General features: G+C 64.7%; 1 pseudogene. It reads left to right on the top strand.

Annotated elements, in window-relative coordinates:
• Nucleotides 1–23: 23 nt before the first annotated feature.
• Nucleotides 24–204 (top strand): annotated as a pseudogene (locus ASG00_RS16060) (DNA polymerase III subunit beta); the annotation flags it as partial.

Genomic DNA, 204 nt, shown 5'->3' on the forward strand with positions numbered 1-204 from the left:
CCAACAAGGTCAAGGGAGCGCCCGTGAGGTTCCACGTCAGTCGAGACGTTTTCAGCGAAGCCGTGTCCTTCGTGGTCAAGCTGCTGCCTCAGCGCAATCCGCAGCCGATCCTCGCGGGCGTGCTGATCGAGGCATCCGATGCGGGTCTGTCGCTGTCGGCCTTCGACTATGAGGCCTCCGCGCGCACCACGATCGAGGCGACGG

It is taken from the genome of Microbacterium sp. Leaf351, from assembly GCF_001423825.1.
Taxonomy (GTDB): Bacteria; Actinomycetota; Actinomycetes; order Actinomycetales; family Microbacteriaceae; genus Microbacterium; species Microbacterium ginsengisoli.